Source organism: Pseudonocardia pini (assembly GCF_013870575.1).
In the GTDB taxonomy this organism is placed as follows: Bacteria; Actinomycetota; Actinomycetes; order Mycobacteriales; family Pseudonocardiaceae; genus Pseudonocardia; species Pseudonocardia pini.
Genome location: NZ_JACBXB010000355.1, coordinates 1 through 5,471, shown reverse-complemented (window position 1 = coordinate 5,471; position 5,471 = coordinate 1). Strand labels below are relative to the sequence as shown.

Annotated in this window: 7 protein-coding genes; 4 read left to right on the top strand and 3 right to left on the bottom strand. The window is 73.5% G+C overall.

The window, feature by feature from the left end; translation table 11 throughout:
• Both H5J29_RS19285 and H5J29_RS19280 read right to left on the bottom strand, forming a co-directional pair.
• Positions 1 to 627, bottom strand: a 627-nt coding sequence (locus H5J29_RS19285) for an MFS transporter (RefSeq protein WP_181782439.1), incomplete at its 3' end; no start/stop codon positions are given.
• A 15-nt stretch (positions 628 to 642) separates the two neighbouring features.
• Positions 643 to 1,476 carry a DNA-formamidopyrimidine glycosylase family protein gene (locus tag H5J29_RS19280; RefSeq protein WP_181782437.1) on the bottom strand — a complete coding sequence of 278 codons (834 nt, stop codon included), beginning with the start codon at positions 1,474 to 1,476 and terminating at the stop codon, positions 643 to 645.
• A 48-nt stretch (positions 1,477 to 1,524) separates the two neighbouring features.
• Between H5J29_RS19280 and H5J29_RS19275 the strand changes: the two genes are divergently transcribed.
• The 3 genes from H5J29_RS19275 to H5J29_RS19265 all read left to right on the top strand — a co-directional run bounded on the left by H5J29_RS19275 (position 1,525) and on the right by H5J29_RS19265 (position 3,550).
• Positions 1,525 to 1,767 carry a hypothetical protein gene (locus tag H5J29_RS19275; RefSeq protein WP_181782435.1) on the top strand — a complete coding sequence of 81 codons (243 nt, stop codon included), beginning with the start codon at positions 1,525 to 1,527 and terminating at the stop codon, positions 1,765 to 1,767.
• Positions 1,764 to 2,207 carry a hypothetical protein gene (locus H5J29_RS19270; protein WP_181782434.1) on the top strand — a complete coding sequence of 148 codons (444 nt, stop codon included), beginning with the start codon at positions 1,764 to 1,766 and terminating at the stop codon, positions 2,205 to 2,207. The genes H5J29_RS19275 and H5J29_RS19270 overlap by 4 nt, the downstream gene beginning before the upstream one ends.
• Before the next feature lie 110 nt (positions 2,208 to 2,317).
• On the top strand, positions 2,318 to 3,550 hold the full coding sequence (locus H5J29_RS19265) for a L,D-transpeptidase (protein WP_181782432.1): 1,233 nt from the start codon (positions 2,318 to 2,320) through the stop codon (positions 3,548 to 3,550).
• A 5-nt stretch (positions 3,551 to 3,555) separates the two neighbouring features.
• Here H5J29_RS19265 and H5J29_RS19260 read toward each other — a convergent pair whose 3' ends face one another.
• Positions 3,556 to 4,503 (bottom strand): alpha/beta hydrolase, encoded by a 948-nt coding sequence (locus H5J29_RS19260; protein WP_312858310.1) that lies wholly within the window; start codon positions 4,501 to 4,503, stop codon positions 3,556 to 3,558.
• A 75-nt stretch (positions 4,504 to 4,578) separates the two neighbouring features.
• Here H5J29_RS19260 and H5J29_RS19255 point away from each other — a divergent pair.
• Positions 4,579 to 5,471: LCP family protein (locus H5J29_RS19255; RefSeq protein ID WP_181782428.1), on the top strand; the 893-nt coding region annotated here is incomplete at its 3' end.

Sequence of the window (5,471 nt, the reverse complement as noted above, 5' to 3'; positions counted from 1 at the left end):
GAGCCCGCCCACCACGGTCACCACCCCCCACCAGTCGAGCCCCCGCAGCGAGTGCGGGGCCGACTCGTCGCGGGAGTCCTCGAGGCGCCACGCCCGCCAGATCGCCACGGCGGCCACCGGGACGTTGAGCAGGAAGACCCACCGCCAGCCCGCGGTCGAGGCGAGCACCCCGCCGACGACCGGGCCGAGTGCCGTGCCGATCCCCGCGATCCCGAGCAGCGCCCCGGTGACCCGCGGCCGGACCGCCTCGTCCGTCGCGTTGGTGACCAGGGCGAACGCCGTCGGCATGATCAGTGCGGCGCCCACGCCCTGGGCGATCCGGGCGCCGATCAGCAGCGGCACGGACGAGGCCAGGCCGCAGACCAGCGAGGTGAGCCCGAAGAGCGCCACGCCGGCGACGAGCACGGTGCGCCTGCCGACGACGTCGCCCGCCCGGCCTGCCGGGATGAGGAACGAGCCCAGGGCGAGCAGGTACCCGCTCACCAGCCACTGCAGGTCGGTGGGGGTGCGGCCGAGGTCGGCCGCGATCGCGGGCAGCGCCAGGCTCAGCGAGAAGAAGTCCAGCTGGATGCAGAACAGCGCGGCACCGACCGGGAGGAAGGGCAGCACGAGGCGGAACGTGCTCATGGATGGCGGCTCCGGTCAGCGGCGCAGGGGTCGACGGGTGCGGGTCGGCGCGGGGGCGGGGCCCGGTTGGCAGCGGGGACACCAGTAGGCCACGCGGGCGTACACGCCGTCACCCTGCTCGGCCACGCGGATGCGCGTGCGGCAGCGGCGGCAGGGGCGGTTGCCGCGCTCGAACACCCAGTGCGCCTGGTCGGGGTGCATCGAGCCGGTGGTGGTCTGCTCCGGGCGGTCGGCGTTGCTGAGCAACAGCTTGCGGGACAACGCGATCACACCCGGTAGGTCCGGGGTGTCGCGGACGAGGGTCCACGGCGAGAGGCCCAGCAGGAAGCACACCTCGGTCTTGTACAGGTTCCCGACGCCCGCCATCACCCGCTGCTCGAGCAACGCCAGGCCGAGCTCGTGGTCGCCGCGCTTCTCGAGCCTGCGGAGGGCTTCGGCCGCGAGCTCCGGGCCCCAGTCCGCGGCCAGCAGGTCCGGCCCCAGGTGCCCGACGAGCCGGTCCTCCTCTGCGGTCGGCAGCAGCTCCAGGTCGTGCAGCGCGAATCCCACCGCGACCCGTTCCGGCACCTCCAGCACCGCCCGCGCCTCGTACACCGGTCGCCGCCAGCGCATCCCGGGGCGGTAGAGGTGCCACGAGCCGTCCATCCGGAAGTGGGAGTGGAGGCTGGTGCCGTCGTCGAAGCGGGTGAAGAGGTGTTTGCCCACCGAGGCCACCTCGGTCACCCCGAGCCCGGTGAGGTCCACGGCGGCGAGCCGGGGATGGCGCAGCTCCCCGCGCAGCAGCGTCTGCCCGGCGAGCGCCGCGTGCAGACGCTTCCCGGCGAGGTGGACGGTGTCACCCTCGGGCACCCGGCGAACCTACCGGCCGTCGGCCTGCGGCGCTGGTAGCGTCGGGGCGTGGGGTACCGGGGAGCGGGGTCTCGCCGTCGCCCTGCCGCTCGCGGTGGTCGCGGCCCGGTCGCGATCCTCGTCCACTGGCTCGCGAGCAACGCCTGGACGCTGGGGCAGCAGCACGTCCTCGGCCGGATCGTCGAGCGGGAGGCGACGGCCCTCGACGTCGTCGCACCGCCCCCGCCCGCCCGCGCCCCGAAGCCGGGGCAGGAGCCCGTGTCGCGCCGAGGTCTACCGTCGCAGCCGTGAGAACCCAGCGAGTCGCCGCGATGCTCCTGCTGGCGCTGGCCCTCCTCGCGGGCTGCGGGGAGGCCACCACGCGTGCCGCGAGCTCGGGGGAGGGGGGTGCGCCCAGCGCCACCCTCCCCGCGTTGCGCACGAAGCTCGCCGCGATCGCGGGGGACGAGTGCGCCACGCAGCCGGGCGAGCAGGTCTACACGGGCTGCGCCCGGTTCGTCCGCGAGGTCCAGAACGTGGTGCCCGCGGCGCGGAAGGAGAGCGGCGCGGTGCCCTCGGCGGAGGTGCTCACCCGCGCGGCCGACGACGTCGACGGCGCGGTGAACCGGCTGACCCAGGACGGGTGCGTGGCCTCCGGAGGGGCCCCGGTCGGTGCCGCGGCCGTGTGCGGGCCGGACCTCGCCTCGCTGCAGGAGGGGTTCCGGGCGCTCGTCGCCGCCGTCGGAAAGTGAGGGTTGTCCGCGTTGTGAGCTGCGGAAACACCCGAACCGGACGTCTGTGTACCGGCGCGGGCGGACGCAGCCGACGGGGCATGATGATCCGCGGACGAGAGGCGGGTCGGATGACGGGGCTGAAGTCGATGACCGGACGGCGGCGGTGGGGATCCATCGCGCTCGGGATCGCCGTGGCGGTCGCGCTCGCGCTCGGTGTCGTCGTCGGCGTGCACCCGCGGGCGGCCGCGGACGCGCTCGGCGCGGCAGGCTTCAGCCCGGTCGCCCAGCCCGCCGCGCCGGACGTGGCACCGGTGCCGGTCGTGCACGTCACGCCCGCGACCGACCTGAACCCGACCGCCCCGATCACCGTGACGGTCACGGACGGCACGGCCCGCGCGGTCCACGTCACGGGCCCGGACGGCACGGTCGTCGCCGGGACCCTCGCGTCGGACGGGCACACCTGGACCTCCACCGGAGCGCTCGCCTACGCTGCCGCGTACGCCGTCGGCGTCGACACCCTCGACCGGGACCAGACCCCCGGACACACCGACGCCACGGTCCGCACCGTCGCCCCGAGGACCCTGGCCTACCCCTCGTTCGTGCCCGCCCCGAACTCGGTGCCGACGGTCGGGGTCGGCCAGCCGCTCGTCGTCCGGTTCGACCACCCGGTCAGCGACCGGGCCGCGGCCGAGCGGGCCCTGACGGTGACCACCACCCCCGTCCAGACCGGAGGGTGGTACTGGCTGTCGGACACCGAGGTGCACTACCGGCCGCAGCAGTACTGGCGACCCGGTACCGCGATCACGCTGAAGGCCGACGTGTTCGGCGTCGACCTCGGCGACGGGACGTACGGCTCCACCGACCGCACGCTGTCGCTGACGGTGCACGACGCCTGGGTCGCGAAGGCCGACGGCGCCACCGAGCAGATGCAGATATTCGACGACGGCGCGCTGGTCAAGACGATGAAGATCAGCCTCGGGGCACCCGGCTACCCCTCGCACGTCGGCCCGCACGTGATCTCGGACAAACAGCCGTCGATCGTCATGGACTCGTGCACCTACGGCGTCTGCCAGGGGCAGCCCGGCTACTACAAGGAGAAGGTCGACCTCGACCTGCGCATCTCCGACGACGGCGAGTTCGTCCACTCCGCCCCGTGGTCGGTGGGACAGCAGGGCAACGAGAACGTGTCGCACGGCTGCGTGAACCTCGCGCCCGCCGACGCCCAGTGGTTCTTCGACCACTTCGGCGTCGGGGACGTCGTGGAGATCACCGACTCGGGCGGGCCCGTGCTCCCGGTCTACGACACCTACGGGGACTGGGAGCTGAGCTGGGCGGACTGGGAGGCGGGCTCGGCGCTCTAGGCGCCTCAGCCCTGGAAGATCTTCGAGAGGACGGAGTACCGCTCCACGAGCTCCCGCTTCGACACCGCCGCGTCCGCGATCAGCGACGAGCCGTGGAAGGTCCCGGGGAACAGGTGCAGCTCCACGGGCACCCCGGCCGCCTGCAGCGCGAGCGCGTAGGCCAGGCCCTCGTCCCGCAGCGGGTCGAAGGCCATCACCGAGACGTACGCGGGCGGGAGCCCGGTCAGGTCCGTCGCGCGGGCGGGCGCGGCGTAGGGCGACACGGCGTCCGTCCCGGGGACCCCGGCACCCAGGTACGAGTCCCAGCTCACGACGGCGTTGGGGCGGTTCCAGATCGGGGTGTCGACGTAGGCGCGCATGCTCGGCGTCTCCAGGCGGTCGTCGACCTCGGGCACGCTGAGGAACTGGAACGCGATCGCCGGGCCGCCGCGGTCCCGCGCCAGCAGCGCGAGGCCCGCGCAGAGCCCGCCGCCTGCGCTCACCCCGTGGATCGCGATGCGGCCGGGATCCACCCCGAGGTCCGCGGCGTGCTCGGCGAACCAGCTCAGACCCGCGTAACAGTCCTCGAGCGGGCCGGGGAACGGTGTCTCGGGCGCGAGCCGGTAGTCCACCGTGACGACCGGCACCCCGACCGCCCGACACAGCGCGACGTTCGCCGCGTGCGAGCCGTCCAGGTCACCCATGACGAACCCGCCGCCGTGGATGTCGTAGATCCCGCCGGGCCCCGACGGCCGGTCCGGCCGGTAGATCCGCAGCGACACCTCCGGCGCCCCCTCCGGCCCCGGGACCCGCACGGTCGACCAGGTCACGCCCGTCTCGTCCGGCGCGGGCAGGGCCTTGCGCAGCTCGGTCAGGGTGGCCCGCGCGGTCGGCAGGTCGGAGACGTCCAGGACCGGCAGGGCGGGCACGACCGCCGCGAGCTCGGGATCCAGGCCGTACTCGGTCGTCGTCACAGGGGGACCTCCCACGTCGTCGGAGCCGGTCCCCCGATCATGGTGCAGTGATGCAGGCGCCTGCATCCGCCGGTGGTGGGAAACCGTCCTGACCGCAGCGCCACCAGCGCTGCGCCGCGCCGCACCCGCACCGGCACCCGGACCGACACGATGATGCTGGCCAGCATCGACACGAAGACCGGGCGCACCACGCTCTTCGGGCTCCCCCGCAACATCCAGCGCGCCGAGTTCCCGCCCGGCTCGCCGATGGCCGAGGAGTTCCCGAACGGCTTCCACGACCCCAGCGACCCGCTCTCCGGGAACTACCTGCTCAACGCGGTGTACGCCTACGCCCACGAGCACCCCGCGCTGGCGCCGAGCGGCCCCACGGACGACATCGGCAAGAACCTGCTGCAGTCCACGATCTCGTACATGACCGGCCTGCCGATCGACTACTACCTCGAGGTCAACATGGCCGGGTTCTCCAGCCTGGTCGACGCGGTGGGCGGGGTGACCGTGAACGTCGGGCCCACACCGATCCCGATCAACGGCGTCACGGCCGACGGGCGGCACGTCAAGCCCGACGGCTACATCCAGCCCGGCGTGCAGACCCTCGACGGCGAGCAGGCGCTCTGGTTCGCCCGCTCGCGCCGCGACAGCACCGACTACGACCGGATGAGCCGACAGCGCTGCCTCATCAACGCCGTGCTCGAGCAGAAGAGCCCCACGGACCTGATCACGCGGTTCCAGTCCGTGGCCCAGGCGACGAAGGACAACGTCGACACCAACCTCCCGCAGGAGGTGCTGCCCGCCCTCGCCACGCTGGCCGGGGACGGGTTCAGCCTGCAGAGCATCTCCTTCGACCCCAGCCTGCCGGACCCGAACGAGTCCGACGGCAGGTTCGACACCGGACGCCCGGACGTCGAGTACATGCAGCAGGTCGTGCGGGACGGCCCGGTCCCCCGATCGTCTTCAGACGGTAGGGAGTC